This window comes from Romboutsia sp. 13368, from assembly GCF_018336475.1.
Lineage (GTDB): Bacteria > Bacillota > Clostridia > Peptostreptococcales > Peptostreptococcaceae > Romboutsia.
This window is the reverse complement of sequence record NZ_CP048741.1, coordinates 1,697,230-1,699,267: the sequence shown is the minus strand read 5'-3', so window position 1 is coordinate 1,699,267 and position 2,038 is coordinate 1,697,230. Positions and strand designations below refer to the sequence as shown.

Below are 2,038 nucleotides of genomic sequence, written 5' to 3'. Positions count from 1 at the left end.
AATGTATTATTACTTTTAATAAATTAAATACTAATTGAATATAGAATAATTATACTAACAAGTATTAATTGTTTTATAAATGTTCATTATAGATAGATAGTATATAATTATTGGAGGATGATACTTTGAAAAAAATAATTTTTATATTTTTATCTATTATATTAGTATATTCATATTATTATAAAAATAATAATTCAGAAAATTTGGAAGTAATAAACTYAACTTCATCAATAGATAAAACAAAAACAGATATTAATATAAATATAGATAATTTTAAAGATATAAAAATAGGTGATAGTAAGGATAGTATAATATCTAAATTAGGTGAACCATCGAGAATTGATTGCAGTGAATATAAATTTAAATGGTATGTATATAATAAAGATTTAAGTAAGTTTGCTATGATAGGAATAGAAGATGATACTGTAGTAGGTCTTTATAGTAATGGAATTGATAATAATGAAATAGATATAAAATTAAATTCTAATAGAGAATCAGTTAGAGATAAGTATACGCCATTAGAATATAGAAAAAAAGGCAATACTAGATATATTATAAACTCTAATGATCAATATGATATATTAGATATTGATAAAAATTATATAACAGTTTTTTATGATATACACGAAGAAAATAAAGTTTGTGGATATCAAATTATAAGTAAAAATGCAGAAAATTCCTTAAGTGGTATATATCCTAAAGATAGTGATGAATTACGAGAAAGTTTTGAATTTCAAGTAAAAGACTTAGCTAATACAGAAAGAAGTAAAAATAATTTAAATACACTATCATTTAGTGAAAAAGCAACTATTAGTTCTCGAAAGCATAGTGAAGATATGATGTTAAAGAATTATTTTGATCATACAAATAAAGAAAACAAAACTCCATTTGATAGAATGAAAAGTGAAGGAATAAATTATAAAAATGCAGGAGAGAATATTGCAGCTGGCCAAAATAGTGCAATATATGCACATCATGCTTGGATGAACTCTTTAGGTCATAGAAAAAATATTTTAGGGGATTATAAGTATATAGGAGTTGGTGTTATATTTGGAGGTTATTATAACATATACTATACTCAAAACTTTTACACATAGACAGTATGAAAGGAAGTTATAGACATGTTTAAGTACAAAAAAATTACACTTATAATCACATTAGTACTAGTTTTTCTAGGTAATTCATTTATATATGCTAGTAGTATAAATGATGAAGAAGTGTTTATAAGAAATGGGTCTAGAAATAAAAAATTAATAGCTTTAACATTTGATGATGGACCTCATCCAAAAGAAACTAATCAGGTTTTAGATGTTCTTAATAAATATAATGTTAAGGGAACCTTTTTTATAGCTGGAAAACATGCAAATTGGTACCCAGAGCCGTTAGTTAGAGCAAGTAAAGAGGGACATGAGATTGGAAATCATACATTTAATCATCCTGATATAACTCATTTAACTAATACGCAATTAGAAGAAGAGATATTAAAATGTGAAGAAATACTTGTAAAATTAACAGGAAAAAAGCCACAATTATTTAGACCGCCATATGGAAGTTATAAACAAGAAGAATTAGCATCAATTGCAAAAAAACTTAATTATAAAATAGTACTTTGGACAAGTGTTGATGCTAGAGATTGGCAAAATCCTGAAGCAGAAATTATTGCAAATAAAATAATGAATAATGCTAAAAATGGAGATATAATACTTTTACATGATTATGCAACTAATAATACTGTAGATGCGTTAGATATATTAATTCCTAAGATGATAGAACAAGGATTTGAATTTGTAACTGTATCTCAGATTATAGATAAGTAAGGTTATTACATTACTATTAAATTGTGAAATCAAATAAAAAGTTAAATATAAATAAAAATGCTATACCTATATAGGTATAGCATTTTTATTTATATTTAACTTATTTAGCACAGTTTTTGCAAGAGCATATWWAAAATATTTTGAGCAACGGACAAAGTCGTTGGCGACATGAGCGAAGCGAATTTTTTATTTGATTAAAGGGCATTTTTTACAATAATTAT

At 24.4% G+C, this 2,038-nt stretch carries 2 protein-coding genes; both read left to right on the top strand.

Annotated elements, in window-relative coordinates:
- The first annotated feature begins 125 nt into the window (after window positions 1-125).
- The gene (locus G3997_RS06895; protein ID WP_296644778.1) at window positions 126-1,097 is read left to right on the top strand and encodes a CAP domain-containing protein; all 972 of its coding nucleotides are present in this window, start codon (window positions 126-128) and stop codon (window positions 1,095-1,097) included.
- 24 nt (window positions 1,098-1,121) lie between these two features.
- The gene (locus G3997_RS06890; RefSeq protein ID WP_296644774.1) at window positions 1,122-1,817 is read left to right on the top strand and encodes a polysaccharide deacetylase family protein; all 696 of its coding nucleotides are present in this window, start codon (window positions 1,122-1,124) and stop codon (window positions 1,815-1,817) included.
- Window positions 1,818-2,038: the final 221 nt, after the last annotated feature.